Annotated in this window: 28 protein-coding genes; 15 read left to right on the top strand and 13 right to left on the bottom strand. The window is 64.2% G+C overall.

The features are described from left to right. Positions 1 to 145: 145 nt before the first annotated feature. Positions 146 to 1,393, bottom strand: a complete 1,248-nt coding sequence (locus tag DES43_RS01480) for a DNA recombination protein RmuC (RefSeq protein ID WP_035026485.1) — start codon at positions 1,391 to 1,393, stop codon at positions 146 to 148. 102 nt (positions 1,394 to 1,495) lie between these two features. Between DES43_RS01480 and def the strand changes: the two genes are divergently transcribed. Genes def through truA form a run of 4 tightly spaced genes read left to right on the top strand, consistent with a single transcriptional unit; the run spans position 1,496 to position 4,258 of the window. Beyond that, positions 1,496 to 2,026 carry a peptide deformylase gene (def, locus tag DES43_RS01475; RefSeq protein ID WP_035026487.1) on the top strand — a complete coding sequence of 177 codons (531 nt, stop codon included), beginning with the start codon at positions 1,496 to 1,498 and terminating at the stop codon, positions 2,024 to 2,026. A gap of 3 nt (positions 2,027 to 2,029) precedes the next feature. Next, the gene (fmt, locus tag DES43_RS01470; RefSeq protein WP_035026490.1) at positions 2,030 to 2,995 is read left to right on the top strand and encodes a methionyl-tRNA formyltransferase; all 966 of its coding nucleotides are present in this window, start codon (positions 2,030 to 2,032) and stop codon (positions 2,993 to 2,995) included. Further along, the gene (locus DES43_RS01465; protein WP_035026493.1) at positions 2,992 to 3,495 is read left to right on the top strand and encodes a GNAT family N-acetyltransferase; all 504 of its coding nucleotides are present in this window, start codon (positions 2,992 to 2,994) and stop codon (positions 3,493 to 3,495) included. The genes fmt and DES43_RS01465 overlap by 4 nt, the downstream gene beginning before the upstream one ends. A 10-nt stretch (positions 3,496 to 3,505) precedes the next feature. After that, the gene (truA, locus tag DES43_RS01460; RefSeq protein ID WP_035026496.1) at positions 3,506 to 4,258 is read left to right on the top strand and encodes a tRNA pseudouridine(38-40) synthase TruA; all 753 of its coding nucleotides are present in this window, start codon (positions 3,506 to 3,508) and stop codon (positions 4,256 to 4,258) included. Between the two features lie 34 nt (positions 4,259 to 4,292). Here the strand turns inward: truA and DES43_RS01455 are convergent, their stop codons facing one another. From DES43_RS01455 to dapD, 4 genes are read right to left on the bottom strand one after another with little or no spacing between them, the layout of a single operon-like run. Continuing rightward, positions 4,293 to 4,886, bottom strand: a complete 594-nt coding sequence (locus DES43_RS01455) for a hypothetical protein (RefSeq protein WP_035026588.1) — start codon at positions 4,884 to 4,886, stop codon at positions 4,293 to 4,295. Positions 4,887 to 4,891: 5 nt separating this feature from the next. Next, positions 4,892 to 6,085, bottom strand: a complete 1,194-nt coding sequence (dapE, locus tag DES43_RS01450) for a succinyl-diaminopimelate desuccinylase (protein ID WP_035026591.1) — start codon at positions 6,083 to 6,085, stop codon at positions 4,892 to 4,894. Between the two features lie 51 nt (positions 6,086 to 6,136). Continuing rightward, complete coding sequence (locus DES43_RS01445) at positions 6,137 to 6,502, bottom strand: DUF805 domain-containing protein (RefSeq protein WP_035026498.1); 366 nt, start codon at positions 6,500 to 6,502, stop codon at positions 6,137 to 6,139. A 3-nt stretch (positions 6,503 to 6,505) separates the two neighbouring features. Then, the gene (dapD, locus tag DES43_RS01440; protein ID WP_035026500.1) at positions 6,506 to 7,360 is read right to left on the bottom strand and encodes a 2,3,4,5-tetrahydropyridine-2,6-dicarboxylate N-succinyltransferase; all 855 of its coding nucleotides are present in this window, start codon (positions 7,358 to 7,360) and stop codon (positions 6,506 to 6,508) included. 132 nt (positions 7,361 to 7,492) lie between these two features. Between dapD and DES43_RS01435 the strand changes: the two genes are divergently transcribed. After that, the gene (locus DES43_RS01435; protein ID WP_035026596.1) at positions 7,493 to 8,332 is read left to right on the top strand and encodes an LOG family protein; all 840 of its coding nucleotides are present in this window, start codon (positions 7,493 to 7,495) and stop codon (positions 8,330 to 8,332) included. A gap of 4 nt (positions 8,333 to 8,336) precedes the next feature. Here the strand turns inward: DES43_RS01435 and DES43_RS01430 are convergent, their stop codons facing one another. Beyond that, positions 8,337 to 9,248, bottom strand: coding sequence for a DUF817 domain-containing protein (locus DES43_RS01430; protein WP_133674776.1), 912 nt, complete (start codon positions 9,246 to 9,248; stop codon positions 8,337 to 8,339). Next, the gene (locus DES43_RS01425; protein WP_035026504.1) at positions 9,235 to 9,939 is read right to left on the bottom strand and encodes a pyrimidine 5'-nucleotidase; all 705 of its coding nucleotides are present in this window, start codon (positions 9,937 to 9,939) and stop codon (positions 9,235 to 9,237) included. The genes DES43_RS01430 and DES43_RS01425 overlap by 14 nt, the downstream gene beginning before the upstream one ends. 153 nt (positions 9,940 to 10,092) lie before the next feature. Between DES43_RS01425 and DES43_RS01420 the strand changes: the two genes are divergently transcribed. Further along, complete coding sequence (locus tag DES43_RS01420) at positions 10,093 to 10,860, top strand: GGDEF domain-containing protein (RefSeq protein WP_035026506.1); 768 nt, start codon at positions 10,093 to 10,095, stop codon at positions 10,858 to 10,860. Between the two features lie 26 nt (positions 10,861 to 10,886). On the opposite strand, the gene argB is transcribed toward DES43_RS01420, so the two are convergent. The 4 genes from argB to DES43_RS01400 form a co-directional block, all read right to left on the bottom strand. Further along, positions 10,887 to 11,780: an acetylglutamate kinase gene (gene argB / locus DES43_RS01415; RefSeq protein ID WP_035026509.1), complete on the bottom strand. Its 894-nt coding sequence runs from the start codon at positions 11,778 to 11,780 to the stop codon at positions 10,887 to 10,889. Positions 11,781 to 11,926: 146 nt separating this feature from the next. After that, complete coding sequence (locus DES43_RS01410; protein WP_035026510.1) at positions 11,927 to 13,429, bottom strand: MFS transporter; 1,503 nt, start codon at positions 13,427 to 13,429, stop codon at positions 11,927 to 11,929. An 82-nt stretch (positions 13,430 to 13,511) separates the two neighbouring features. Next, entirely contained in the window at positions 13,512 to 14,072 is a 561-nt protein-coding gene (locus DES43_RS01405) for a TetR/AcrR family transcriptional regulator (protein ID WP_035026512.1), read from the bottom strand. A gap of 10 nt (positions 14,073 to 14,082) precedes the next feature. Continuing rightward, positions 14,083 to 14,364 (bottom strand): DUF2218 domain-containing protein, encoded by a 282-nt coding sequence (locus DES43_RS01400; RefSeq protein WP_035026598.1) that lies wholly within the window; start codon positions 14,362 to 14,364, stop codon positions 14,083 to 14,085. A 150-nt stretch (positions 14,365 to 14,514) separates the two neighbouring features. On the opposite strand from DES43_RS01400, the gene DES43_RS01395 reads away from it, so the two are divergent. From DES43_RS01395 to DES43_RS01360, 8 genes are all read left to right on the top strand, one after another. After that, complete coding sequence (locus tag DES43_RS01395; RefSeq protein ID WP_035026515.1) at positions 14,515 to 15,189, top strand: Crp/Fnr family transcriptional regulator; 675 nt, start codon at positions 14,515 to 14,517, stop codon at positions 15,187 to 15,189. A gap of 216 nt (positions 15,190 to 15,405) precedes the next feature. Next, a complete protein-coding gene (locus tag DES43_RS01390; protein WP_245264693.1) occupies positions 15,406 to 17,355 on the top strand; it encodes an AMP-binding protein in 1,950 nt (649 codons plus the stop codon). Continuing rightward, on the top strand, positions 17,352 to 18,155 hold the full coding sequence (locus DES43_RS01385; RefSeq protein ID WP_051520537.1) for an ABC transporter ATP-binding protein: 804 nt from the start codon (positions 17,352 to 17,354) through the stop codon (positions 18,153 to 18,155). Before DES43_RS01390 ends, DES43_RS01385 begins: the two co-directional genes overlap by 4 nt. A 57-nt stretch (positions 18,156 to 18,212) precedes the next feature. Beyond that, positions 18,213 to 19,187, top strand: a complete 975-nt coding sequence (locus DES43_RS01380) for a branched-chain amino acid ABC transporter permease (RefSeq protein ID WP_133674775.1) — start codon at positions 18,213 to 18,215, stop codon at positions 19,185 to 19,187. 4 nt (positions 19,188 to 19,191) lie between these two features. Then, positions 19,192 to 20,268 (top strand): branched-chain amino acid ABC transporter permease, encoded by a 1,077-nt coding sequence (locus DES43_RS01375; protein WP_035026521.1) that lies wholly within the window; start codon positions 19,192 to 19,194, stop codon positions 20,266 to 20,268. Positions 20,269 to 20,312: 44 nt separating this feature from the next. Then, positions 20,313 to 21,641, top strand: a complete 1,329-nt coding sequence (locus DES43_RS01370) for an ABC transporter substrate-binding protein (RefSeq protein WP_035026523.1) — start codon at positions 20,313 to 20,315, stop codon at positions 21,639 to 21,641. 68 nt (positions 21,642 to 21,709) lie between these two features. Continuing rightward, entirely contained in the window at positions 21,710 to 22,561 is an 852-nt protein-coding gene (locus DES43_RS01365) for an ABC transporter ATP-binding protein (RefSeq protein WP_035026527.1), read from the top strand. Between the two features lie 41 nt (positions 22,562 to 22,602). Further along, the gene (locus DES43_RS01360) at positions 22,603 to 23,835 is read left to right on the top strand and encodes a phenylacetate--CoA ligase family protein (RefSeq protein WP_035026608.1); all 1,233 of its coding nucleotides are present in this window, start codon (positions 22,603 to 22,605) and stop codon (positions 23,833 to 23,835) included. Positions 23,836 to 23,968: 133 nt separating this feature from the next. On the opposite strand, the gene DES43_RS01355 is transcribed toward DES43_RS01360, so the two are convergent. Next, positions 23,969 to 24,364 (bottom strand): hypothetical protein, encoded by a 396-nt coding sequence (locus DES43_RS01355; protein ID WP_133674774.1) that lies wholly within the window; start codon positions 24,362 to 24,364, stop codon positions 23,969 to 23,971. 51 nt (positions 24,365 to 24,415) lie between these two features. Here DES43_RS01355 and DES43_RS01350 point away from each other — a divergent pair, with 51 nt between their 5' ends. Further along, a complete protein-coding gene (locus DES43_RS01350; protein ID WP_051520538.1) occupies positions 24,416 to 24,823 on the top strand; it encodes a YbaN family protein in 408 nt (135 codons plus the stop codon). Here the strand turns inward: DES43_RS01350 and DES43_RS01345 are convergent. Further along, positions 24,799 to 25,335, bottom strand: a complete 537-nt coding sequence (locus DES43_RS01345) for a hypothetical protein (RefSeq protein WP_051520539.1) — start codon at positions 25,333 to 25,335, stop codon at positions 24,799 to 24,801. The two genes, DES43_RS01350 and DES43_RS01345, sit on opposite strands and share 25 nt — an antisense overlap. Positions 25,336 to 25,525 lie beyond the last annotated feature (190 nt).

Genomic DNA, 25,525 nt, shown 5'->3' with positions numbered 1-25,525 from the left:
TACGGCTGAGGCAGACTCATCCTTGCCCGCCGATGGAACCGGACGGGCCGGGTCACGGACATCGACCTTTTTCCCGGACCCGGAGAACGCACGGAAAGACGAAGGCAGGGGGACCGCTGCCGCCAGAAACCCGCAGCGACCCGGCCTATTCGGCCTCCTCGACAATCCGCAGCCGCAATTGCCCGGTCCTGGAGGCGGCCATGGGGGCAGCGGCGCCGTCGTCCTTGCCGGCTTCGGCTTCGGCCGCAGCGCCCCCAAATTCCAGCGCCTCGATCTTCTGCCCGCGCCTCGTTACCCTGGAGGTCGAGACGAGAATGTCGTCGATGTCCTTCGATGCCTGTCCGAAATGCGTTTGCAGTTTGCGCACCCGCTCGTCCAGTCGGCCCACATCCTCCATCAGCCGGATCACCTCGCCCTGGATGACATGCGCCTGCTCGCGCATGCGGGCGTCCTTGAGGATCGCCTGTATGACCTGAATCGACAGCATGAGCAGCGAGGGTGAAACGATGACGATGCGCGAGCGATGCGCGCGCTGCACCAGCGCTTCGAAATTCTCATGGATCTCGGCGAACACGGATTCGGAGGGCACGAACATGAAGGCCGTGTCCTGCGTTTCCCCCTGAATGAGGTATTTTCCGGCAATGTCCCGGATATGGATTTCAACGTCGCGCCGGAATGCCTGCGCCGCCGCCTTCCGCGCCTCGCCCGTTTCGGCGGCGCGAATGGCGTTCCATGCCTCCAGCGGGAACTTGGCGTCGATGACCAGCGAAGGCACGCCATTCGGCATTTTCACGAGGCAATCCGGCCTGCTGCCGTTGGACAGCGTGGCCTGAAATTCATAGGAGCCCATCGGCAGGCCGTCAGCGACGATCGCTTCCATGCGCGACTGGCCGAACGCGCCGCGCGTCTGCTTGTCGGAAAGGATCGCCTGAAGCTGCACCACCTGCCCGGCCAGGGCCTGAATGTTGTTCTGGGCGCTGTCGATTGTGGCCAGCCGTTCCTGCAGTCTGGCGAGATTCTCGTGGGTGGCACGGGTCTGTTCGCTGATGGTCTGGCCCAGCCGGCCGCTCATGGCGTCGAGGCGCTGGCTGAGCGATTGCGTCAGTTCCGCCTGCCGGGAGCCGAACACGTCGGCGATCGCGCCCATGCGCCCCTGCATTTCGGCCTGACTGCGCATGATTTCGGCCATCCGCGCTTCCGCATCGCGGGCGTTGTCCGCAGCTTCCGCCGCTGCCTCGGCACGGGCCTTCGCTGCACGCCACAGGGCAACAACCATGACCATGAGCAGAATGGCGAAGAGGAGAGCGGTCAAAACCAGCAACTGGCCGAGCGTGAAGGTGCTGGCGCCGAGCCGCGCGATTGGCAGGGAGAAGGGACTTTGCAGGTCGCTCATTAACATATCCTAGCAGATTCGCTTCCCGTCACCAGATCAAAACGTGAACATGTGCCAACCTTCCCGGTTGACGGGAAACTGGCGAGGTCTTACGTGAGCGCAATGACCATCAAGCCGCTCATCATCCTTCCCGACCCCTTGCTGCGACAGGTCTCCAAACCGGTCGAGCGTGTCGACGATTCGCTGCGCAGGCTCGCCGACGACATGCTGGAAACGATGTACGACGCACCGGGCATCGGCCTCGCCGCGATCCAGATCGGCCTGCCGCTGCGCCTTCTGGTCATCGACCTGGCCAAGGAAGATGACGAACCGGCCCCGCATGTCTTCGTCAATCCCGAAATCCTGGACTCGAGCGACGAACGCTCCGTCTACGAGGAGGGCTGCCTGTCGATCCCCGAATATTACGCGGAAGTCGAGCGCCCCGCCTCCGTGCGTGTGAAATATGTCGACCGTGACGGCAGGGAACAGGAAATGATGGCCGAGGGGCTGATGGCGACGTGCCTTCAGCATGAAATCGACCATCTCAATGGCGTGCTGTTCATCGACCATATTTCAAAGCTCAAGCGCGACATGGTCATGCGCAAGTTCCGCAAGCTGGCACGCGAGAAGCCGGCCGGCCGGCTCGTCGGCTGATCCATGGCGTTGCGCGTCGTCTTCATGGGCACGCCGGATTTCCCGGTGCCCACGCTTCGCGCCCTCTCCGAAGCCGGGCATGAGATCGTCGCGGTCTATACGCAGCCGCCGCGCGCGGCGGGGCGGCGCGGGCTGGAACTCACCGCTTCACCGGTTCACCGTGAGGCCGGGAGGCTGGGCATACCGGTTTTCACACCGCTTTCTCTCAAGGGGATGGATGAGCAGGAAGCTTTCCGGGCGCTGAATGCCGACGTGGCGGTTGTCGTCGCCTATGGCCTGCTCCTGCCCCGCGCCATTCTGGACGCGCCCCGCTTCGGCTGTCTCAACGGTCATGCGTCGCTTTTGCCGCGCTGGCGCGGTGCCGCTCCCATCCAGCGCGCCATCATGGCCGGCGATACGGAAACCGGCGTCATGGTGATGCGCATGGAAGAAGGGCTCGACACCGGCCCTGTCGCGCTGACCCACAGCACGGAAATCGGCGCGGACATGACCGCCGGCGAGTTGCACGATGCGCTGATGCCGGCCTGCGCGGCCCTGATGGTGGAGGCGCTGGCGAAGCTGGAGGCCGGAACCCTCGGCTTCACGCCGCAGCCCGAAGACGGGGCTCTCTACGCGAGAAAGATCGACAAGGCTGAAACGCGGGTCGACTGGAGCCGCCCCGCGCAGGAGGTGCACAATCACATTCGCGGCCTGTCGCCGTTTCCGGGCGCATGGTGCGAGTTCGGGACGGGCGGCAAGCCTGAACGCCTGAAGCTCCTGCGCTCCACTCTGGCGAAGGGGGCGGGGGCAAATAGTGGGGGGGCTGCGGGTTCGGGAGGGCCGGGAACCGTGCTCGATGACGAACTCACAATCGCCTGCGGCACGGGCGCGGTGCGGCTTGTCGAGGTGCAGCGCGCCGGCTCGCGCGCCGTCTCCGCCAGCGAGTTCGTGCGCGGCTCGCGGCTCGCCGCCGGAGCGAAGCTGTCATGAGCGCTATCCGCGAGGCAAGGCCCGGGGATCGGGCGGCCATTCGCACCGTCGAGGAAAGGGCGTTTGGCCGCAGCGACGAGGCCGATCTGGTCGAGGCCCTCGCCGCTGCCGGTGACGACCTGCTCGAACTGGTGGCGCAGGAGGATGGGCGGATTGTCGGCCATGTCATGTTCACGCGAATGGCCGTGCGCGATGGCGGGGACAGCTTCGCTGCCGTGGCGCTTGCGCCGCTCGCGGTTTTGCCGGAGTTCCAGAAGACCGGGATCGGCAGCGCGCTCGTGCTGGAGGCGCATCGACGCCTGCGCGATGCCGGCGAAACCCTTGCCGTGGTGCTCGGTCATCCGGCCTATTATTCCCGCTTCGGCTATCGTCACGACCGCGCGGCGCGGTTCGAAAGCGTTTTCCAGTGCGCGGAGCTGATGGCGCTGGCTTGGGGCGACGCGCCGCTCGAGGGCCGGCTGGTTTATGCGCCTGCCTTCGGCGCCGAAGCCTCCGCCTGAGAGCGCCGCCATGCCGCGCTACCGGATCGATCTCGAATATGACGGCGGGCCTTATGCGGGCTGGCAGCGTCAGGCCGGTTTGCCTACGGTCCAGCAGGCCGTGGAAGAGGCCATTTTCAGGCTGAGCGGGGAAACGGTTTCGATCCGTGGCGCGGGCCGCACCGATGCCGGCGTGCATGCCACCGCCCAGGTCGCCCATGTCGATCTCATGAAGCAATGGCGCGGCGATACGGTGCGCGATGCGTTGAACGCCCATCTCCGGCAGGCCGGCGAACGCGTCGCCGTTCTTGCCGCGGCGCAGGTCGGCGACGATTTCGATGCGCGCTTTTCCGCGCTCGGGCGCCACTATCTCTATCGCATATCCAACCGCCGCGCGCCGCCGGCGCTCGACAAGGGCAAGGTGTGGTGGGTGCCCAAAGCGCTCGATGCGGGAGCCATGCACCATGCCGCGCAGCTGTTGCTCGGCCGGCACGATTTCACCACCTTCCGCTCGTCCCAGTGTCAGGCCAACAGTCCGATACGCACGCTGGACCGCCTCGACGTCACGCGTCTTGGCGACGAGATCGAGATCAGGGCCTCCGCGCGCTCCTTCCTGCACAATCAGGTGCGGTCCATGGTCGGCTCGCTGAAGCGTGTGGGCGACGGGGCGTGGACTTCGGCGGATCTCGGGGCAGCGCTGGAGGCCGCCAACCGGGCCGCCTGCGGGCAGGTCGCGCCTCCCGACGGGCTCTATCTGACCGGGGTGGACTACCCGGACGGCTGAAAGGCCTCGGGCACGGCGCCGGACAAGACGGGGCTTATCCCGGAATCGGGATCCCCAGCAGCGACTGGAGCGTGAACAGCACGACCAGCGATGCAACGAACATGCCGGCGAACACGGCCGAGCCCATCGCCGCTCCCCTGCCGATGGCTGCGTTGGTCATGCGCCATGTCAGCACCAGCGAGGCGACGAACAGAAGCAGGGAAACGAGCATGGCGGCTTCGGTAGCCGAGGGCAGGAACAGCCGGAGCAATGCCGGGGGCAATAGCAGCCAGGCGATGATGGCCGAAGCCCAGTTGCTTGCCACCACATAATGCACAAAGCGATTGGCGATGCCGACATGCTGCGCCACCAGGGCCAGCCCCACAAGCGGCAGCAGCCAGCTTCCGAGATCGACCAGCCCCAGCTTCACCACCATGGAAAAGCGCCCGGTTGCGGCCGCGGGATCGCTGATTTCATTGGCTGCGCCGATCCAGCCGAGGATCAGCGCCGGCACCGCCACGAGTATGGCCTGAAACGAATTCCAGAAGCCTTCGGCGGAAAGATCCAGCAGGCGAAACCCATCCGGTTTGCCCATCATCAGGCGCCATGCGCCGACAAGCGATGTCTGGATCTCGTCCGCCGACAGCATGATCGTCACTGCTCTCCGAACCAGTTGCCGATGAAGCGCCGGTAGATTTCGGTCAGCGTTTCCAGATCGGCGAGCGGCACCCGCTCGTCGACCATGTGCATGGTCTGGCCGACCAGTCCGAATTCGACAACCGGGCAATAATCCTTGATGAAGCGTGCGTCCGACGTGCCGCCTGACGTGGACAGGACCGGGCGGACGCCGGTCACCGCCTCGACCGAGCGCGAAAGCGTGCCGATCAGCTTTTCGTCATGGGTCAGGAAGACGTGGCTCGGATTGTCGCGCCATGCCAGATCGAACCCGATCGGTTCCTTGCGGCCCTTGCGATATTTGCGGCGGCGGCTCGCCGCATCGAGCCGGTTGTGGATCTCGGCCTGAAGGCTCTCCGCGGACCATGTGTCGTTGAAGCGCACATTGAAGGCGGCGCTCGCGCGCGCCGGGATGACGTTGGTGGCCGTGTTGCCGACATCCACGGATGTCACTTCCAGATTGGTCGGCTGGAAGCGTTCCGTGCCGGCATCGAATGGCGGGCCGAGCAGGGCGTCCAGCAGGGTCATCAGGCCACGCACCGGATTGTCGGCAAGATGGGGATAGGCGGCATGTCCCTGCCGCCCCAGCACGGTGAGGGTGCCCGACAGGGAACCGCGCCGGCCGACCTTGATCATGTCGCCGAGCCGGTCCGGATTGGTCGGTTCGCCGAGCAGGCAGGCGTCCCAGCGCTCGCCCTTGCGGGCGGCCCATTCGAGCAGCCTGACGGTGCCGTTGATGGCCGGGCCTTCCTCGTCGCCGGTGATGAGCAGCGAGACCGGTCCCCGTGGCCCGCCGGTCGCCCCGACATGCCGTGCCAGCGCGGCCACGAAGCAGGCGATGCCGCCCTTCATGTCCACCGCGCCGCGGCCATACATCACGCCATCGACGATTTCGGCGGCGAAGGGCGCATGCGTCCACGCGGCCTCGTCACCCGCCGGAACCACATCCGTATGTCCGGCGAACATCAGGTGCGGGCCTTCGCCGGAGCGGCGTGCATGGAGGTTTTCGATGTCCGGCGTTCCGTCCGCCGAGAACACCGGCCGCTCGACCGTGAAACCCAGCGGCACGAGCATCGCCTCCAGCGCCGTCAGCGCCCCGCCTTCGGCAGGGGTGACGGATGGGCAGCGGATCAGGGCAGCGAGGTTTTCGGCGGGATCGGTCGGCAGCTTCATGTCACAGCGATAGTCCAAACAATGCGCTCTGTCACCGGTCCCGCACAGTTCTCATCGCGGCCGGTTGGTGTGCTCTCCATAGCGGTTCGGCCCGGGATTGCCGGGCATGAGCGCGAGGACGAAGACGGCGAGGATGTCGAACAGGATCGTCGGGATCGCCCAGCCCCCCGGCAGGCCGCAATCGTGCAGCCGCTTGATCGACAGCATGACGTTGCTCCACAGCGACAGGAGCATCGCCACCAGCATGATCGTGGCCCAGGCCACGCTCGGTTGCGCTTCGGTGGAGTAGCGTACGAACTGATAGGCAGTGAAGAAGCGGGCCATGTAGGAGAGGGCGCACGCCATCGCGTAGACGCGACGGTTGATGCGACCCGAGGCACCGAAGAAAAGCCAGAAAAGATCCTGTGAGCTGTTCAAGGATCAGTCCCTGAGCAATTCGTTGATCGAGGTTTTCGAACGGGTCTTTTCATCGACGCGCTTGACGATCACCGCGCAGTAGAGGTTCGGGCCCGGCTCGCCGCCGGGCAGCGGCTTGCCCGGCATGGTGCCGGCCACCACCACCGAATAGGGCGGCACCTCGCCGTAGAACACCTCGCCTGTCGCGCGGTCGACGATTTTGGTGGACTTGCCGATGAACACGCCCATGCCCAGCACCGAACCCTCGCGCACGATGCAGCCCTCGACCACCTCGGAGCGCGCGCCGATGAAGCAATTGTCCTCGATGATGGTGGGGCCGGCTTGCATCGGCTCCAGCACGCCGCCGATGCCGACGCCGCCCGACAGGTGCACGTTCTTGCCGATCTGGGCGCAGGAGCCCACCGTCGCCCAGGTGTCGACCATGGTGCCGGCATCGACATAGGCGCCGAGGTTGATGAAGGACGGCATCAGCACCACGCCGGGCGCGACATAGGCCGAGCGGCGCACAATGCAATTGGGAACGGCGCGGAAGCCGGCCTTCTCGAAGTCGATCGCGCCCCAGCCGTCGAACTTGGAGGGAACCTTGTCCCACCAGCCCGATTCGCCCGGTCCGCCCCTGACGATCTCCATGGGATTGAGCCGGAAGGAAAGCAGCACCGCCTTCTTGAGCCACTGGTTCACGTGCCAGGAGCCGTCTGCCTGTTTTTCCGCCACCCGCGCCTCGCCGCTGTCGAGCAGTCTCAGGGACGTTTCCACGGCGTCGCGGATCTCGCCGCGCGTCGATGTCGAGACCTGATCGCGCTGTTCGAATGCCTGGTCGATTGTGGTTTCGAGGTTTGCCAGATCGGGCTGCGACATCTATTGCTCCTGCGGATGCTTTGTGGGGCAGTTCTTAACGGGTTGGAAAGCCGCGCGGACCCTATTTGAAGGCATGGTGAGGGTCAATCGCGGCAGCCCGTTCCGGCTGCCGACATTTTGGGATATCGCATGATGAATCCGGAAGAAAAGACGGGCTGGACGCCTCTGCCGCACTCGGACGAGGACCTTGAGCGGATGCGCAGCGTGCCCGACACTCCCCAGACCCGCGCCGCGACCTATCGTCTTGCCTGGAATGACGAGGACTTCATGACGCGGCGCGAGCTGCGCCCGGTGCGCCTCCAGCTCGAGCTGCTGAAGCCGGAGATGACGCTGGCCGAACGGGGCATCCGCTCCACCGTGATTCTGTTCGGAGGCGCGCGCCTTCCCGAGCCCGGCGGCGAGGCATGGGCCGCCAAGAACGAGACGCAGAAGCGCAATCTGGAGCTCAACAGCGTCTATTATGACGAGGCGCGCAAGTTCGCCCGCCTGTGCTCGGAGCAGTCCGCGGCCACCTATTACCGCGAATTCGTGGTGGTGACCGGCGGCGGGCCCGGCGTCATGGAAGCGGGAAACCGTGGCGCCGACGATGTCGGCGCCCCGTCGATCGGCCTCAACATCGTGCTGCCGCACGAGCAGGCGCCGAACCCCTATGTGACACCGGAACTGTGCTTCAATTTCCACTACTTTGCCATCCGCAAGATGCATTTCGTCATGCGCGCCAAGGCGGTTGCTGTCTTCCCCGGCGGCTTCGGCACCATGGACGAGCTGTTCGAGACGCTGACGCTGATCCAGACCGGGCGCATGGAGCGGGTCCCCGTCATCCTGTTCGGCAAGGAATTCTGGCGGCGTGCCGTCGATCTCGACTATCTGGCGGAACAGGGCACGATCAGCCCCGGCGACCAGGACATCATCGACTTCGTCGACACGGCCGACGAGGCCTGGGAACTGATCCGGAAATTCTACAGGCTCTGAGCGCTCACGCGGTTTCCCCGGCGTCGCCGGCCACGTCCCGGGGCTCTTCCTGCGCGATGTAGGGCCGGGGCCGGTGGACAAGCGTCACCAGCACGACCGATATGATCATCAAAAGGTACCAGGAACCGAGCTTTCCGGGCGAAACCGGTACCCATGCGTCATGCTGGTTGGGATAGATCCATGCCCGCGACCATGTGCCGATGTTCTCGGCAATCCAGATGAAGAGCGACGTCAGCAGGAAGGCGACGAGCAGCGGCATTTTGTGCCGGAACCGGAAGACGCGGTAATGCATGGTCGTGTGCCGGTAGAGCGCGAAGGTCGCCGCAAACAGCACCCAGCGAACGTCCCACATGAAGTGGTGCGAGAAGAAGTTGATGTAGATCGCGCCTGCCAGGACGATGGTCGCCCACAATGGCGGATAGCGGTTCAGCCGGATGTCGAAGATGCGGTTGATGCGCGCCATGTACGAGCCGACCGCGGCGTACATGAACCCCGAAAACAGCGGCACCCCGCCGATGCGGAAAAGGTTTTCTTCCGGGTAGATCCATGAGCCGGCATGGGTCTTGAACACTTCCATCGCCGTGCCCACGACATGGAAGATGAGGATGACCCTGGCTTCCTCCCATGCCTCCAGCCTGAAGACGAGCATGGCGAGCTGGATGAAAAGGGCGGCAAGGAACAGGAAGTCGTAGCGGGCGATGAAGCCCGCGCCGCCTTCCGGCCACAGCCAGCGGGTGAGGATGATGAGGCCCAGCATCGCCCCGCCGAACAGGCATGCCCACGCCTGCTTCAGCCCGAAGACCAGAAATTCGACCAGCGAGTCGGCGACACGATGCCGGGGCAGACCGGCGAGGAACCGGTGCGCGGCCTCGTCAATGCGCCGTTCCAGGCCGGTGAAATGCCTATCTGTCCGCAACTATTCTTCCCAGAAATCCGGCGAGGTCGTCGGTCACGTAGTCGACGTCGTCCTCATGGTCGGGATCGCTTTCCCAGATTTCGGAGAAGGTCGGCTCGAAATTGTTGGGGACGACGAGAACCGTCGTCATTCCCATCTTCTTCGGAACCGCAAGGTTGCGGGCGATATCCTCGAACATCACGGCATTCGTTCCGATGACGGAATGCAGCGTGGTGAATTTTTCGTAGGTCGCATGCGAAGGCTTCGGCGTCAGGTCCGCCGCGACGATGTCGAAGATATCGTCGAAATGGTCGAGAATGCCGAGCTGGCGCGCGGCGCGCTCCGCATGCGTGCGGTCGCCATTGGTGAAGATGAAACGGCGGCCCGGAAGCTGATGGATGGCGGCCCCCAGAACCGGGTCGGGCACCAGCCACGAATAGTCGATGTCATGGACCTTCATGAGGAAGTCGTCCGGATCGATGCCGTAACGCTTCATCAGCCCGTTGAGCGTGGTGCCATGTTCGCGGTAGAGTTCCTTCTGCAATGCGCGCGCATCCTCGCGCGAGAGCGTCAGCAACTCCGAGACATAGGCGGTCATGCGTACGTCGATCTGCGAAAACAGATTCGTATGGTGCGGGTAGAGCGTGTTGTCGAGGTCGAAGACCCAGTCGGTGACATGGGCGAATCGGGAGGCGTCGGGCGTCTGTGTCATGGCGGGCTTATTGCATGAAAATCTCGTTATGGCTTCTTATTCATCGCCTGTTCAGGCAGGTTCAGGTCCATAGCGGCAGGGCTGAAGTTTTTTGTCGCCAGGAAACGCAAATTTCAGGTTTTGCGGCATAGTGGGTGCGACCGGGGGTTGAGTATGGCGCGTGCGATCTTCAAGGCATTCTGGGTGGCGGTCGCATCGGCGGCCAGCTCCGTGCTGCTTGTCATGATGATCCTGTCGTTCTTCGGCGATTCCATCGGAGGACTGGGCCTGCTCATGTGCATCGCGTGTCCGCTCGTCATCGCCTGGCCGGCCAGCGCCTATATGTTCTGGCAGAACGACAGGTTGCAGGCGGCGCATCGCGATCTGTCGCGCGCTCATGCGCAGCTTGCAGCCGCCCACCGGCGGCTGGCGGAAAAGGCACGCCATGACGACATGACCGGCATGCTCAATCGCGAAAGCTTCTTCGGCGTTCTGGAGCGCTCGCGGCGCAAGACCGATTCCGGGGCCCTGCTCATCATCGACGCCGATCATTTCAAGTCCATCAACGACCGTTTCGGCCATCTTGCGGGAGACGAGGCGCTGCTCCAGATCGCCGGCGCGCTGCGCGGCGGCGTGCGCGCCGGCGATGTCCTGGGCCGCATCGGCGGCGAGGAATTCGGAGCGTTCCTGGTCGGGGCAAACGAGCACGAGGCGGCCCGCGTGGCCGAGCGCATCCGCCAGCAGGTGGAGATGATCCGGTTCAGGGTCGAAGGCGACCGCATCGTCCCGCTCACAGTGTCGATCGGCGGCACCATATGCGAGCCGGGCGCGACCGTGTCGGAACTCATGCGCAGCGCCGACCGCCGGCTCTACGAGGCCAAGAACCGGGGGCGCAATCTGGTCATCTTCGGCAGCGACAAGAGGGACACGGAGGCCGCCTGAGCGGCCGCCCGCGGTCGTCTTCAGGCTCAGGGAACGATCAGCGTTCCGGCGCCGTGCTCGGTGAACAGTTCGAGCAGCACCGAATGCGGGGTCTTGCCGTTGAGGATGACGACGCCTTCCACGCCGCGCTCTATGGCCTCGATGCAGGTCTCGACCTTGGGGATCATGCCGCCCGAAATGGTGCCGTCGCCAATCAGCTTGCGCGCCTGCGACACCGTCAGCTCGTCGATCAGCCTCCTGTCCTTGTCGAGGACGCCGGGAACATCGGTCAGGAACAGCAGGCGCTTGGCGTTCAGCGCACCGGCGATCGCGCCTGCAAACGTGTCGGCATTGATGTTGTAGGTATGGCCGTCGCGGCCGGGAGCCACCGGGGCGATGACCGGGATCATCTCGGAGCGCGCCAGCAGGTCGAGCAGCGTGCGGTCGACTTCCACCGGCTCGCCGACGAAGCCGAGGTCGAGAACGCGCTCTATATTGGAATCCGGATCCTTGACCGTCTTGCGGGCTTTCTGGGCGAACACCATGTTGCCGTCTTTGCCGCAAAGACCGATGGCCCATTCGCCCTCTGCGTTGATGAGCGCCACGATCTCCTTGTTGATGGAGCCGGCCAGCACCATCTCCACGATCTCGACCGTCTTCTGGTCGGTGACGCGCAGGCCGCCCTCGAACTTGGATTCGATGCCCATCCGCTCCAGCATCGAGCCGATCTGCGGGCCGCCCCCGTGCACGACGATGGGATTGACGCCCGACTGCTTGAGCAGGGCGATGTCGCGGGCGAAGGCGCGGCCAAGCTCCGTGTCGCCCATGGCATGGCCGCCATATTTCACCACCACCGTCTTGTTCTCGTAGCGCTGCATGTAGGGCAACGCCCTGGAGAGAAGCGCTGCCTGCATCTCGGCGCTGGCGTCCTGTTCCGTCATCGCTCAAATCCCGTATCTGGAGAGGTTGGGGCGTCTTAGGACATTTTTGGGGGAAGTGAAATCTCCCGCCGCCGCATAAATGCGGCGGCAGCGGGTGTGCGCAAGACGGAGCGGTGAATAGGGTCCGGAACGCTTGTCCGCCGGCCTCATGCCGGGCCGGAAACGGAAGTGGCGCTGTTCCTTTTCCGTCCCGCCATGAACCCGATCGCCACGGCGAGTGCTGCGACGACGACCGTCGCCAGAACGTAGCTGGCCAGAGCTCCCCGGTCGAAGGCTGCCCGTGCGGCCTCGATCAGCCCCGCGGCCGCCTCTGGCGCCATGGATTCGGACGCAAGCAATGCCTGGTCTATGCTGTCGAAAACGAGCGCCGGGGCGGAGGCGTCCGGCGGCACGGCCAGCGTGAATGTGTAGATCGACGCCAGAAGGCTGCCCAGTATGGCGACCCCCAGAGTGCCGCCAAGCTCATAGGCGACCGATTCGATCGACCCTGCCATGCCTGCCCGGTCTTCGGGCGCGCTGATCATGATGGCGGTCGATGCCACAGACATGGCCCCGCCGGCGCCGAAGCCCAGTATGGCAAGCACCGTGGCCCTCCACGCAAGCGGCGCATCGACGGACAGGGTAAGCAGGCCGAGTCCGAGCGCGGTCATGGCCATCGTGATGGCCAGCATGCGCTCGACCCCGGCCCGCATCAGCACCGCGCCCACGAGAGGGCCGGCCAGGACCGCAGCCACGGCGATCGGCAGCAGGAACAGGCCCGCCTGAAGGGGCGTGTAGCCGCGCGAGAGCTGCAATTGCTGGCTGAACACGAACTCGACGCCCATCAGCGCGAGGCTGGCGACAAGCGCTGCCACCGTGCCGACGGCGAAGCGGGCATTGCAAAACAGCGTGAAATCGATCAGCGGCGAGGGCAGGCCCCTCTGCCGGCGAAGGAACAGCCAGCCGAACAGCGTGCCCACAGCCGCGGCGATCAGCGCATGCCCCATGTCGGCCTCCGGCTTCATCGCCTCCTTGAGCGCATAGATGATGCCGATGAGCGCGATGGTGGCGAGGCCGGATGTCCACAGATCCCAGTGACGCTGCGGGTTGCCGGGATGGTCGGGCACATAAACGCGCGTCATGACGAGGGCGGCCAGCACCACGGGCACGTTGATGAGGAACACCGATCCCCACCAGAAATGCGCCAGCAGCGCCCCGCCGATCAGCGGTCCGATGGCCGCCGCGCCGGATGCGATGGAGCCCCAGACACCGATGGCGATGGCGCGCTCGCGATCCTGCGGGAAGGTGAGGCGTATGAGCGAGATCGTGGCCGGCATCATCATCGCCGCGCCGACGGCGAGCAGGGAACGCGCTGCAATCAGAAGGCCGGCATCCGGCGCAAAGGCCGCGGCAAGCGAGGCGGCGCCGAAGACGACCAGCCCCCATGTGAACACGCGCCGGTGGCCGATGCGGTCGCCCAGCGTTCCGAAGCCCGGCAACAGGCCCGCCATCACCAGCGAATAGGCATTGATCATCCACAGCTTCTGCGCGTTGGTCGCATCGAGGTCGTGGACGATGCCGGGCAGCGCCGTATGCAGCACCGTCATGTCTATGCTGATCATGAACAGGGCGCTGGAAACGATGGCGAGTACGATCCACCGGGAGGGCATGGGACACCTTGGCTTTCGATTCAATAATTCAATACGTATGTATTTATACTAGGTTCCACGTCGAATCCGATTTTGGCGAAAATCAGGATTCCTTGCCGGATTCCCCAAGAAGTTCGTCGATTTCCCTGTCGAGCCCCTTCCAGGCGTCTTCGCTGAAGCTCATGAAGCCGAAGCCGCGCATGATGAAGGCGCCTTCCATTGCCATCAGCGCCAGCAGCAGGCGGCGGTCCTCCTGGCGGCTGAAATCGAGGCCATCGAGGCGTTGGGTGCAATCCTTGCGATAGCGTTCGAGCTGCTCGGGAGACTGCATCAGCACGGCCATCATCACGGCCGTGCGGTCGCGCGAGACCGGATCGTGTTCTTCCTCGCGCGCGACAATGATCTGCGCACGCAGAATTGCGCGCCGGTCGGCATTGTCGCCGGCCAGCGCGGCAACCCTGGTGTCGTACTCCTCGGCCCACCGGTCATACATCGCCGTCAGCAGGTGTTCCTTGGTGGCGAAGCTGTATTGAACGCCGCCATTGGTGATGCCCGCCGCCCGGGCGAGCGCCGCGACCGTCAATGCGGCGGCGCCGCGTTCGCGCACGATCGCCTCGGCTAGGTCGAGGAGTTTGTCTCGGTCGATTTTCTTGCGGCGGGACACAGCGCAGCCGTCAGCTCCAGTTGAATTCGAGCGTCTCGCGGAACGCGTAGCGCACGATATGGGCCTCGACGACCTTGTTCAGTTCCGGCAGGCGGGCCGGGTCGCCGGCTTCGATGGCGATGTCGAGCGTGTCGGGCCGGGCGGTCAGTTCAATCGCCTCGCCCTCGCCGAACCCGATGCGGCCCTGCTGCGGATCGAAACTCACCTCGAAACGGTGGGACCAGTGCCTGCACAGTTGCTGGAGATAGCGGCTGGCGTTCCCGGTGGCTACGCTTGCCTTGGATGTGGGCATGAAGGGCCTTTCTTCGGTCGTGAGCAATCGGTATCCCCCAATAAATACGTACGTAATGCATTCTGCCGCCGCTTCAATCCATTCGTCGAAGATGACTATTGCCGCGCGCTCATGATACGCGCATCTTTCAGGTAATAGTCGGGAGCGTGCATGATCAGCGAGGAGCAATTTCTGACGTCGGTGTTCTGGGCGCAGGAATTGCCGCGCGACGAGCAGGAGCGCGCCCGGCGCGGCATCACCTTGCGCACCGTCGAGGCCGGCGCCTATCTCATCCATCGCGGCGACCGCATCGACAACTGGACCGGGGTGGTCACCGGTTTGCTGCGGTTGGGTTCCATCACCACGTCCGGCAAGGCTGTAACCTATGCCGGCCTGCCGCCGAGCTGCTGGTTCGGGGAGGGGTCGCTGCTCAAGGACGAGCCGCGCCAGTATGACGTTCTGGCACTGAGGCGCACGCAGGTCGCCCTTCTCAACCGCGCGACGTTTCACTGGCTTTACGAGAACAGCGTCGCCTTCGACCGGCTTCTGGTGCGGCTCATCAACGAGCGGCTCGGCCAGTTCATCGCGCAGGTCGAGCATGACCGCACACTTGATTCGGCCGGCCGTGTGGCGCGCAGTCTGGCGTCGCTTTTCAATCCGGTGATCAGCCCGTTCATGGGCTCGCATATCGACATCAGCCAGGAAGAGATCGGTCTGCTGGCCGGCGTGTCGCGACCCGTCGCCAATCGCGTTCTGCAGGAACTGGAAAAAGCCGGCCTGCTGCGCAACGAGGGCGGCGGGGTCACGATCCTCGACCTGGAGAGGCTGCGCTACTACGGCGAATAAGCCCGGATATGCAAGGGGTTAGGCGAATCCCGGATTCGCCTTATTGCCAATAGGCAAAGAGAACCTCGTGAGATTACATTCAACAAGGCTTCCTGTCTGTCAAGGCGGAAGTTGAAAAGGGGCGGCCACATCTGCAATCTCCGTCCAGCAAGCCGGGACCAACACCGGTGTCCAATAACGGGAGGAGTTGCTTTGGCACCAGGGAGTGAGATGCCAATGCTCGATACGTTCGCCAAGCTCTTGTGCGAGCACGCTCGTGTGCGGCCTGACCGTCCCGCGATGCGGCACAAGGATCTGGGTATCTGGCACACATGGACATGGCGCGAGATGGCCGAAACCATCCGTGCCTATGCGGCGGGTCTGCGCGACCTCGGCCTCGAACGCGGCGCGACCGTGGCCGTGATCGGCGAGAACCGCCCGGCCATGTACTGGACCATACTCGCGGCGCAATGGCTCGGCGCCATTCCGGTGCCAGTCTATGCCGACGCCGTCGCCGACGAGATGGCCTATGTGCTCGGTCACGCCGAGGTCGGCTTCGCGGTCGTGCAGGATCAGGAACAGGTCGACAAGCTGCTGGCGATCCAGGATCAGGTGCCGAAGCTGCGCGTCGTTCTCTACGACGAGCCGCGCGGCCTGCGCGACTACGACCATAGCCGCCTGCATGCGGTTTCCGGCATCATCGAAAAGGGACGCACGCTGCTCGCGTCGGATCCGGCGGTGGCGGCTGCCATCGATGCCGAGCGCGATCGCGGCAACGGCGACGACATCTCCATCATTCTCTACACCTCCGGCACCACCGGCCGTTCCAAGGGCGTGCTCCTGTCGGCCGGTCGCTCCATCGCGGCGGCGCGCGACACCGTGGCGTTCGACAAGCTGACCGACCGCGACGAGGTTCTGGCCTATCTGCCGCTGGCCTGGGTGGGCGACCACTATCTCAACTATGCGCAATCGCTGGTGTCGGGTTTCTGCGTGGCCTGTCCCGAAAGCCGGGAGACGGTCGAGACGAACCTTCAGGAGATCGGGCCGACCTTCTATTTCGCGCCGCCACGCGTGTTCGAGGCGCTGCTCACCCGCGTCACCATCCGCATGGAGGATGCCGGAGCGCTGAAGCGGCGCATGTTCGATTACTTCATCGGCCTCGCCCGCCGCTGGGGCGAGAAGATCCTCGATGGCGACAAGGTGCCGCTCACCGCGCGTCTCGGCTATGGGCTCGGCAATCTGCTGGTCTATGCGCCGCTGAAGAACGTGCTCGGCTTCTCCCGCATCCGCGTGGCCTATACCGCCGGCGAGGCGATCGGGCCCGACCTCTTTTCCTTCTACCGCTCGCTCGGCATCAACCTGAAGCAGCTTTACGGCCAGACCGAAGCCTTCCTCTATGTCACCGCCCATCCCGACGGCCATATCCGGGTCGGCACGGTCGGGCTGGCGACGCCCAACGTCGATATCCGCATCACCGAGGAGGGCGAGGTGCTCTACCGCTCGCCCGGCCAGTTCATCGGCTACTACAAGGACGAGGAGCGTACCGCCGAGACGGTCACGCCGGAGGGCTATGTGCGCACGGGCGATGCCGGGTTCTTCGACGAGGACGGCCACCTCACCATCATCGACCGTGCGAAGGACGTCGGCCGGCTGCGTTCGGGGGCTATGTTTGCCCCGAAATACATCGAGAACAAGCTGAAGTTCTTCCCCAACATCAAGGAAGCGGTGGCGTTCGGGCAGGACAGCGACTTCGTCACCTGCATGCTCAACATCGACCTGACGGCGGTGGGCAACTGGGCCGAGCGCAACAACATTCCCTATGCATCCTATCAGGAACTGGCGCAGCGCCCCGAGGTCTACGCCATCTGCGCCGGGCATGTGGCCGAGGTGAACCGGGCGCTTGCCGCCGAGCCGCGCATGGCCGCCGCCCAGATCCGCCGCTTCCTCATCCTGCACAAGGAGCTTGATGCCGACGACGGCGAGATGACCCGCACCCAGAAGGTGCGGCGCGGCTTCATCGCCGAGCGCTACAAGCCGCTGGTCGATGCGCTCTACAACGGTGCCGAGGCCGCCGACATCTCGACGGAAGTGACCTTCGAGGATGGCCGCAAGGGCGTTATTTCGGCGCGGGTGAAGATAACCGATGCAGCGACCGTTGAAACGGGCAGGCTGGAGGTGGCGGCATGAGCGGCCCCAAGGACGCCGTGGGAGAAACCATGGGCGAAACCCTGCTTGCCGTGGATGGCGTGTCGCTCGGCTTCGGCGGAGTGAAGGCGATCACCGACGTGTCCTTCGATATCCGCAAGGGCGAGATCCGCGCCATCATCGGCCCCAACGGGGCCGGCAAGACCTCGATGCTCAACGTGATCAACGGCTTCTATCATCCCCAGCAGGGCCGCATCACCTACAAGGGCCAGACCCGTTCGCGCATGCGCCCCTATCAGGCCGCCAGCCAGGGCATCGCCCGCACCTTCCAGAACGTGGCGCTGTTCAGGGGCATGTCGACGCTCGACAACATCATGGTCGGGCGCACGCTGCGCATGCATCGCGGCCTGTTCTGGCAGATGCTGCGCTTCGGGCCGGCCATGCGCGAGGAGATCGACCATCGCCGCCATGTCGAGGACATCATCGACTTCCTGCAGATCGAGGCGATCCGCAAGACGCCTGTCGGCAAGCTGCCCTATGGTCTCCAGAAGCGGGTGGAGCTTGGCCGGGCGCTGGCGATGGAGCCGGAGCTTTTGCTGCTCGACGAGCCGATGGCCGGGATGAACATGGAGGAGAAAGAGGACATGTGCCGCTACATCCTCGATCTCAACCGGCATTTCGGCACCACCATCGCCCTGATCGAGCACGACATCGGCGTGGTCATGGACCTGTCCGACCGGGTGGTGGTTCTCGAATATGGCCACAAGATTGCAGACGGAACGCCGGAAGAGGTGAAGGCCGACCCGAAGGTCATCGACGCCTATCTGGGCGTCGGACACTGAAACGCGAGGATACGGCACGCCGTCCGTGACGGCGCTGACGTCGATCAGGGAGGATCGATGCTCTACAATATATTCATCGACCCGTTCGTGCAGATGGTGCAGATGCCCGATCTGCTGGTGCAGACCCTGTGGGAGGGGCTGGTTTCGGGTGTTCTCTATGCGCTGATCGCGCTGGGCTTCGTGCTGATCTTCAAGGCATCCGGCGTCTTCAATTTCGCGCAGGGCATCATGGTGGTGTTTTCTGCGCTTACTCTGGTCGGCTTCTACGCGAAATTCTCCTCATGGGGCTTTTCCGGCCACGCCGCCGCCTTCCTTGCGCTGCTGCTTGCGGCCGGCGTCATGCTGGTGCTTGCCATGCTGGTCGAGCGGGTGGTGCTGCGCCCGCTGGTCACTCAGCCGGACATCATCCTGTTCATGGCCACCTTCGGCATCACCTATGTGCTGATCGGCTTCGGCGAGATCGTGTTCGGCGGCGACCCCAAGCAGATGATCGCCAACGAGTTGTTCCTGCCAAGCGGCTCCGTCGACATCGAGATGCTGGGCGGCCTGGTGAGCCTCCAGAAGATCGACATCGCCGCCGCCGTCATCGCCTCGCTGATGATCGTGGGACTGGCGCTGTTCTTCCAGAAGACGCGCATCGGCCGCGCGCTGCGCGCCGTTGCCGACAGCCACAAGGCGGCCCTTTCGGTCGGCATCTCGCTCAACCAGATCTGGGTCATCGTGTGGTTCGCCGCCGGCCTCGTCGCGCTGGTCACCGGTATCATGTGGGGCGCGCGCTCCGATGTCTCCTTCGCGCTGGAGATCGTGGCGCTCAAGGCCCTGCCGGTGCTGGTTCTGGGCGGCTTCACATCGGTGCCGGGCGCCATCGTCGGTGGCCTCATCATCGGAGTGGGCGAGAAACTCGGCGAGTTCTACTGGGGCCCGCTGCTCGGCGGCGGCATCGAGAGCTGGCTCGCCTATGTGATCGCACTGGTGTTCCTGCTGTACCGGCCGCAGGGCCTGTTCGGCGACAAGATAATCGAGCGGATCTGACACGATGTTCTATCGCGAAACCGGCCAGTTCAAGCAGAACTACGCAGCGGACTCCGCAGTCTTCCCGATCCTTCAGGATCGCTACGGCCTCGCCATCATCATGGTCATCGCCTTCGTGGCGATCCCCATGTTCGGCAGCGAGTTCCTGCTCGCCTCGGTGATGATTCCGTTCCTGATCCTGTCGCTGGGGGCGATCGGGCTCAACATCCTCGTCGGCTATACCGGGCTTCTCTCGCTCGGCACGGCCGGCTTCATGGGCGTGGGCGCCTATGCCGCCTACAAGCTTTCCACCATGTTCCCGCAGGTGAACATACTGGTGTGGATCCTGTGCTCGGGCTTCTTCGCCGCCGGCATCGGGGTGATCTTCGGCCTGCCCTCGCTGCGCATCAAGGGTTTTTACCTCGCAGTCGCCACGCTCGCCGCGCAGTTCTTCCTGCAATGGTGCTTCGTGCGCGTGGCCTGGCTTTACAACTACAATCCCTCCGGCGCCATCGAGGTGCCCGGCCGCACGCTGTTCGGCATCGCCATCACCGGACCGATGGCCACGCCGGTCAACCGCTATTACGTGGTGCTGGGCGTCGTGGTGGTGATGACGCTGATCGCCTCCAACATCGTCCATGGCCGCATCGGGCGCACATGGATGGCGGTGCGCGACATGGACATCGCCGCCCAGCTCATGGGCATCCGCCTGCTGCCGGCCAAGCTGCTCGCCTTCGCCGTGTCGTCCTTCTATTGCGGCGTGGCGGGTGCGCTGATGGTGTTCCTGTGGCTGGGCGCGGCCGAGCCGTCCGCCTTCGACATCAAGCTGTCCTTCCTGCTGCTGTTCATGGTCATCATCGGCGGGCTGGGATCGCTCATCGGCTCCTTCATGGGCGCAGCGCTGATCCATATATTGCCGATCTTCATCCGCGCCCTGCCGGAATCGCTGGGGCTGCCGGTAGCGGCGGCCACGGTCGAGCACCTGACCTATCTGATCGTCGGGGCGCTCATCATCTTCTTCCTCATCGTCGAGCCGCACGGTCTGGCCCGGCTTTGGCAGATCACCAAACAGAAGCTTCGCGTGTGGCCGTTCCCTTACTGAGGGGCGGTGCACGTGGTGGGAGTGGAAACCGGAGGAGAACGGAAATGTCACTGAAAAAAATGATACTGGCACTTTCAGCCGCATCGGTGCTGGCCATGCCGGCCATCGAGGCTGCGAATGCCGAAGATTCGATCTACGTGCCGCTGTTCACGTATCGCACCGGCGCTTTCGCCGGCTCCGGCTCGCCGATCGCGGACGGCATGCACGACTATCTCACCATGCTCAACGAGCGCGATGGCGGTATCGGCGGCGTCAAGCTGGTGATCGAGGAATGCGAGACCGGCTACGACACCAAGAAGGGTCTCGAATGCTACGAGGCGATGAAGCCGAAGAAGCCGGTCCTGGTCAATCCGTGGTCGACCGGCATCACCCTGCCGCTGATCCCCAAGGCCGCCGTCGACAAGATTCCCGTGCTGTCCATGGCCTATGGCCTGTCGGCTTCGGCCAAGGGCGACGTCTTCCCGTGGATCTTCAACCCGCCGGCGACCTATTGGGACGGCTTCACGCAGATCCTGAACTACATCGCCGATCAGGAAGGCGGCGGCGTCGACAAGCTCAAGGGCAAGAGGATCGGCTACATCTATCTGGATGCCAGCTTCGGGCGCGAGCCGCTGCCGCTCATCGACCAGCTTTCCAAGGAACTCGGCTTCGAGGCGAAGCTCTATCCGGTGGCTGCCGCCGACATGCAGAACCAGTCGTCGCAGTGGCTGAGCGTGCGCCGCGACCGGCCCGACTACATGATCCTGTTCGGCTGGGGCGCGCTCAACTCAACCGCCGTCAAGGAAGCGGTGAAGACCAACTTCCCGATGGAGAAGTTCATCTCCGTGTGGTGGCCGGGCGAGGATGACGTGCGCGGTGCCGGCGATGGCGCCAAGGGCTTCAAGACGCTGAACTGGCATGCCGCCGGCACGGATTTCCCGCTTATCCAGGACATCCAGAAATATGTCGTCGATGCGGGCAAGAGCCAGGTCTCCGACAAGTCGAAGGTCGGGCAGGTGCTGTACAACCGCGGGGTCTACAACTCCATGCTGATCGCGGAGGCCATCCGCACGGCGCAGGAGGTGACGGGCAACAAGGTGGTGACCGGCGAGGACGTGCGCCGCGGTCTGGAGAACCTCAACATCGACGAGGCACGCCTCAAGGAGATTGGCCTCGAAGGCTTCACCCAGCCGCTGAAGCTCTCCTGCAACGACCATAACGGCCATCAGTCCAACTTCGTGCAGAGCTGGAACGGCACCGCCTTCGAGAAGGTGACCGATTACATCGCGCCGATGAGCGACAAGGTCATTCCGCTGCTCGATGAGGATGCGAAGTCCTATGCGGAGAAGAATGCGCCATGGCCGGAGCGCACCGAGGCCTGCGACGCCTCGTAAGGCGCAAGCCCTTGCCAGCTTCCCTTCCCCCGCCTGCCGGGGGAAGGGCCCCAATCCGGAGCTGACCCATGCCTGAACCTGCCACTGCCGACCCTGTTTCCCGCCTTCCGGATCCGGCGCCGCCGATCCTGTCGGTCAACAACATCGAGGTCATCTACGATCACGTCATCCTCGTGCTGAAAGGCGTGTCGCTGACTGTGCCGAAGGGCGGCATCGTCGCCATTCTGGGCGCCAACGGCGCCGGCAAGACGACCACGCTCAAGGCCATCTCCAACCTGCTTCATTCCGAGCGCGGCGAGGTCACCAAGGGCTCGATCGAGTTCGATGGCGGGCGCATCGACCGGCTGAGCCCGAACGAGCTGGTGCGGCGCGGCTGCATTCAGGTGATGGAGGGCCGCCACTGCTTCGGCCATCTCAGCATCGAGGAAAACCTGCTGACCGGCGCCTTCACAAGGCGCGATGGCCGGGCCGCCATCCGCGACGATCTGGAGATGATCTACAATTATTTCCCGCGCCTGAAGCAGCGGCGCAATTCGATGGCTGGCTACACCTCCGGCGGTGAGCAGCAGATGTGCGCCATCGGCCGCGCCATGATGAGCCGGCCCAAGATGATCCTGCTCGACGAGCCGTCCATGGGCCTCGCCCCGCAGGTGGTCGACGAGATCTTCGAGATCGTGAAGGACCTCAACACCAGGCAGGGTGTATCCTTCCTGGTGGCCGAGCAGAACACCAACATGGCGCTGAAATACGCGACCTACGGCTACATTCTGGAAACGGGACGCATCGTCATGGACGGCGCGGCCGATGCGCTGCGCGACAACGAGGACGTCAAGGAGTTCTACCTCGGCATCGGCGGTGAGGGCCGCAAGTCCTTCCGCAACGTGAAGAGCTACAAGCGCCGCAAGCGCTGGCTGAGCTGAGCCGTCACCCGTCCAGAATCCCTACAGAAGCGATGTCATCCATGCCTGAACATTTCGACGCCGAGGAAACCCGGGCACCGGAAAGCCGGGAGAACGCCCTGTTCGGGGCCCTTCGCACCATGCTTGCGGATGTGGTGGAGACGGCCCCGGCACTCAAGCGGCAACTGGATGGCATCTCCATCGGTGCGATAACGGATCGGGCCGCCCTGCAAGGGATTCCGGTCATCCGCAAGAGCGATCTGGTGGCTTTGCAGGCCAAGGCGCCGCCCTTTGCCGGCCTCACTTCGGTCGCGGCCGGCAGGCTGAAGCGATTGCTGGTGTCGCCCGGCCCGATCTTCGACCCCGAAGGCCACGGCCGGGACTGGTGGGGTTCGGCGCGCGCCCTGTTCGCGGCCGGTATGCGCGAGCACGACATCGTCCACAACGCCTTCAGCTATCATCTGACGCCGGGCGGCTACATCATGGAATCGGGAGCGCATGCGCTGGGCTGCGCCGTCATCCCGGCCGGCGTCGGCAATACCGAGCAGCAGATCGAGGCGATCGCGGCGCTGCGGCCGTCGGGTTATCTCGGTACGCCGGATTTCCTGAAAATCCTGCTCGACCGGCTGGCCGAGGCAGGCATCGACAATCCCATAAAGCGCGCTCTGGTTTCGGGAGCGGCCTTTCCTCCCTCTCTGCAACAGGAGGTGGCGGCGCGCGGCGTCGATGCCTATCAGGCCTATGCCAGCGCCGAGCTTGGCGTCATCGCCTATGAGACGTCCGCGCGCTCGGGCCTTGTCGTGAATGAGGGGCTGATCGTGGAGATCGTGCGCCCCGGCACCGATGAAGCGGTGGCCGAGGGCGAAGTGGGCGAGGTTGTTGTAACGCGGCTCAGCCCCGAATATCCGCTGCTGCGCTTCGGCACAGGGGACCTTTCCCGCATCGTGCCGGGCGTAAGCCCGTGCGGCCGTACCAACCGGCGGCTGGCCGGATGGATGGGGCGCGCCGACCAGCGCACCAAGGTCAAGGGCATGTTCGTCGATCCGGCCCAGATCGCGGCGATCGCGAAAAAGTTTCCCGAACTCGGCCGGCTGCGACTGGTCGTGACGCGTGCCGACGAGCAGGACCAGATGGTGTTGAAAGCGGAAGCCGCATCGGCCGGCAGCGATCTTTCGGGGGCGCTGGAGCAGGCATTGCAGGCTTCGACCAAGATGAAGGGCCGGGTGGAGATCGTTTCGCCGGACAGCCTGCCGAATGACGGCAAGGTCATCGCCGACGAGCGCCCTGCTGGCTAGAGCATGTCGCCCGAAAGCGGGACCCGGTTTCCGGGCAACGACATTCGTAAGAACAAATACTTGAAGCGTAAGGAGCGAATCTGAAAGATCGCGACACGCTTCAAGGTTCGGATTTCAATCTGGCATTTTGCAGTCAGCCGGAATCGTCTGACGTCGCATGAATGCGGCCAGGAAAAGAGGCTGGAGCAACGCAAGCAGCGTTCGTCGGAATGCCCGCGGCTTTAAGTTCTTCAGGCAAAAGCGTAATCCGGCTTTCGTCGCTGCCTGTGCAGGGCAGGCGATTGCTGAAGGCTGATCTTGAGTTGATTTGTCCACTTGATTGATGCCCGTTCCTGTCGGATGTTCGGCGCGAACAGACTGATCGCCTTGCCGCGCCCATCGGCAAGCGCGGCGAGGGAAGAGCGATTCCGGCAAAAGTGCCGAGCGGTTTGGTGTCCGGAATTGCGTGAAACGAAAGAATTGAAGCGTTTCCGCGGTTCACGGAAATGCTCAAGGCCGATCGCAGGACGCGACCAATGTCATCAGCCATGGCTGCCCGCACCGCCCATTCGCGCGCCCGTATACACAAGGTGACGACAGCATGAGCTTGCCGGACGACACGCTGCGCGAGGAGTCGGCGCCGGTTTCCGCGCCTGTGCGGGGTCTGTTCCTCGCACTCGGCTTTTTCTTCGTGGCGCTGGGTTTCGTGGGTGCTTTCCTGCCTGTTTTGCCGACAACGCCGTTTCTGATCCTTGCCGCCGCCTGCTTTGCCAGATCGTCGCGGCGGCTGGAGTTCTGGCTCCTGGATCATCCGCGGTTCGGACCCACCTTGCGCGAATGGCGCATGCGCGGCGCGATCCCCCGCAAGGCCAAGATGATGTCGCTGGCGGGCACGAGCCTGGGTTTCCTGCTGTTCTGGCAGGGCGGCAATCCGGGGCCTCTGCTCATGTTATCGGTCGCGGCGCTGATGGTGGCGGGCGTCGTCTACGTGTTTACGCGCCCGTCCTGAGCCTGCGCTGTCCGCTCGAGCAGCAGTTCCGCTCCGTCGAGCAGGAGGGCGGGCTTGCGCCGCCACCATTCTTCCGGGTCGCCCGACAAGGCTTTCGTCATGGCCTGTATTTGCGGCGCCAGCGATGGAGCGCCTTCGGGTCCGTCGTGACCGGCTTGCAGCAAGGCGCGGCCCATCCGCACCATTCGCCGCCAGCTCGAAGCGGAATCGACGGTCATGTCCATGATCGAGTCGAGCACCAGAACCGCATCGGGTTGCGGGAAACCGAACGTCTCCAGCTGTGCCGTCGCCTCGGCAAAGCCGCGGATCGCCGAGGGCGGTGTCGTATCCAGACTGCGCATGGCATCCGCCAGTCCCGGATATCGCTGGTCGAGGAACCAGACTGCAAGGGCCAGCGTTTCGACATAGGGCCGCCAGTGCGTTGAGTTGCCCCGCCATTCGAAGCGCAATATGGCCAGATTGGCTGCGGCCAGAAGCAGGTCGGTCCGCTTGCGCACATGACGATAGATCATTTCCTCGTTTCACGGAATCGAGAAAATGATCTATCTGCTTGTTTATACTGCATTTATGCGACGCCAAAATGTTTCCATTTGGCTGCAAAATGCTCTAGGGTCGAGACTCAATTGATCCACCATGTGATGATTGCGGCAATGAAGATTGCTGCGGCGAAGTTTGTTGCCAGCTTGTCGTACCGTGTTGCGA

This window comes from Aquamicrobium defluvii (genome assembly GCF_004363725.1).
Lineage (GTDB): Bacteria > Pseudomonadota > Alphaproteobacteria > Rhizobiales > Rhizobiaceae > Mesorhizobium > Mesorhizobium defluvii.
This window is presented reverse-complemented; position numbering and strand designations above follow the sequence as displayed.

Excerpts from the sequence above, each read along its gene's own strand:
- DES43_RS01350 (WP_051520538.1), top strand. The coding sequence starts at position 24,416 with ATGAGCTTGCCGGACGACACGCTGCGCGAGGAGTCGGCGCCGGTTTCC.
- DES43_RS01390 (WP_245264693.1), top strand. The coding sequence starts at position 15,406 with ATGCTCGATACGTTCGCCAAGCTCTTGTGCGAGCACGCTCGTGTGCGG.
- DES43_RS01480 (WP_035026485.1), bottom strand. The coding sequence starts at position 1,393 with ATGAGCGACCTGCAAAGTCCCTTCTCCCTGCCAATCGCGCGGCTCGGC.
- dapD (WP_035026500.1), bottom strand. The coding sequence starts at position 7,360 with ATGTCGCAGCCCGATCTGGCAAACCTCGAAACCACAATCGACCAGGCA.
- DES43_RS01420 (WP_035026506.1), top strand. The coding sequence starts at position 10,093 with ATGGCGCGTGCGATCTTCAAGGCATTCTGGGTGGCGGTCGCATCGGCG.
- DES43_RS01455 (WP_035026588.1), bottom strand. The coding sequence starts at position 4,886 with ATGCTGTCGGCGGACGAGATCCAGACATCGCTTGTCGGCGCATGGCGC.
- def (WP_035026487.1), top strand. The coding sequence starts at position 1,496 with ATGACCATCAAGCCGCTCATCATCCTTCCCGACCCCTTGCTGCGACAG.
- truA (WP_035026496.1), top strand. The coding sequence starts at position 3,506 with ATGCCGCGCTACCGGATCGATCTCGAATATGACGGCGGGCCTTATGCG.
- DES43_RS01465 (WP_035026493.1), top strand. The coding sequence starts at position 2,992 with ATGAGCGCTATCCGCGAGGCAAGGCCCGGGGATCGGGCGGCCATTCGC.
- DES43_RS01400 (WP_035026598.1), bottom strand. The coding sequence starts at position 14,364 with ATGCCCACATCCAAGGCAAGCGTAGCCACCGGGAACGCCAGCCGCTAT.
- DES43_RS01385 (WP_051520537.1), top strand. The coding sequence starts at position 17,352 with ATGAGCGGCCCCAAGGACGCCGTGGGAGAAACCATGGGCGAAACCCTG.
- DES43_RS01370 (WP_035026523.1), top strand. The coding sequence starts at position 20,313 with ATGTCACTGAAAAAAATGATACTGGCACTTTCAGCCGCATCGGTGCTG.
- DES43_RS01435 (WP_035026596.1), top strand. The coding sequence starts at position 7,493 with ATGAATCCGGAAGAAAAGACGGGCTGGACGCCTCTGCCGCACTCGGAC.
- DES43_RS01395 (WP_035026515.1), top strand. The coding sequence starts at position 14,515 with ATGATCAGCGAGGAGCAATTTCTGACGTCGGTGTTCTGGGCGCAGGAA.
- dapE (WP_035026591.1), bottom strand. The coding sequence starts at position 6,085 with ATGAAGCTGCCGACCGATCCCGCCGAAAACCTCGCTGCCCTGATCCGC.
- DES43_RS01365 (WP_035026527.1), top strand. The coding sequence starts at position 21,710 with ATGCCTGAACCTGCCACTGCCGACCCTGTTTCCCGCCTTCCGGATCCG.
- DES43_RS01410 (WP_035026510.1), bottom strand. The coding sequence starts at position 13,429 with ATGCCCTCCCGGTGGATCGTACTCGCCATCGTTTCCAGCGCCCTGTTC.
- DES43_RS01380 (WP_133674775.1), top strand. The coding sequence starts at position 18,213 with ATGCTCTACAATATATTCATCGACCCGTTCGTGCAGATGGTGCAGATG.
- DES43_RS01345 (WP_051520539.1), bottom strand. The coding sequence starts at position 25,335 with ATGATCTATCGTCATGTGCGCAAGCGGACCGACCTGCTTCTGGCCGCA.
- fmt (WP_035026490.1), top strand. The coding sequence starts at position 2,030 with ATGGCGTTGCGCGTCGTCTTCATGGGCACGCCGGATTTCCCGGTGCCC.
- DES43_RS01425 (WP_035026504.1), bottom strand. The coding sequence starts at position 9,939 with ATGACACAGACGCCCGACGCCTCCCGATTCGCCCATGTCACCGACTGG.
- DES43_RS01355 (WP_133674774.1), bottom strand. The coding sequence starts at position 24,364 with ATGGCTGATGACATTGGTCGCGTCCTGCGATCGGCCTTGAGCATTTCC.
- DES43_RS01375 (WP_035026521.1), top strand. The coding sequence starts at position 19,192 with ATGTTCTATCGCGAAACCGGCCAGTTCAAGCAGAACTACGCAGCGGAC.
- argB (WP_035026509.1), bottom strand. The coding sequence starts at position 11,780 with ATGACGGAACAGGACGCCAGCGCCGAGATGCAGGCAGCGCTTCTCTCC.
- DES43_RS01360 (WP_035026608.1), top strand. The coding sequence starts at position 22,603 with ATGCCTGAACATTTCGACGCCGAGGAAACCCGGGCACCGGAAAGCCGG.